The 623-nt window shown below is 46.5% G+C and carries 1 protein-coding gene; it reads right to left on the bottom strand.

From position 1 onward, the window contains the following. Window positions 1-296: 296 nt before the first annotated feature. On the bottom strand, window positions 297-623 hold a 327-nt coding region (locus ACFQY8_RS00155; protein WP_377937460.1), incomplete at its 5' end, for a single-stranded DNA-binding protein.

Raw genomic sequence — 623 nt, 5'->3', positions numbered from 1 at the left:
TACCCTGCATCAATGTGGAAACGTGCTTCTTTGAGTTCGCCATGTATGGTTTTCACGTCTCCGAAAACCATACTCTCATTTTTCCACTGGAAGAGTCGCGAGCCGATAGCTAGTTGAGCTCGTCTATTTTTAAGCTTTTCTAGCCATTTCGTAAATTCTTCTGTTTCAATTATTCTCACATATATATTGTAAGATATTTCTTACAGTCTGTCAATCTGAAGCAATAAAAGTGCGGGTCTCTCTACCCTTCCTTCTTGGTAGAGGAACCCGCACTTTTGTCTGAAACTATAGCTTTTTTAGAATGGCATGTCATCCATCGTAATGTCGCTCATCCAGTCGTCTTCTGGTGGGGTTGGCTGTCCTGGAATAGTTGCAGGTGTTTGACGGTTTTGACGCAGCGCGAGGAGTACAAGGTTGGTAGTGAGGGTTTCAGCGTTGAAGCTGACTTGGGCGTGGGCTTTGCCGTCTTTTCCTATCCAAGCGGATGGGCGTGGGTCAAAGCGTCCGATTGCAATGACTGGCATGCCTTTACCGATTTGACCGTTTGCCCAGAGGGTTTCGAGGATTTCCGCAGACCTACCGAATATTTTGACTTGGATGAAGTCTGCTGGGGCATCGACCCA

This window comes from Alloscardovia venturai (assembly GCF_042676605.1).
Taxonomy (GTDB): Bacteria; Actinomycetota; Actinomycetes; order Actinomycetales; family Bifidobacteriaceae; genus Alloscardovia; species Alloscardovia venturai.
Note: the sequence above shows the minus strand (reverse complement) of the source record. Positions and strands in the feature narration are given on the sequence as shown.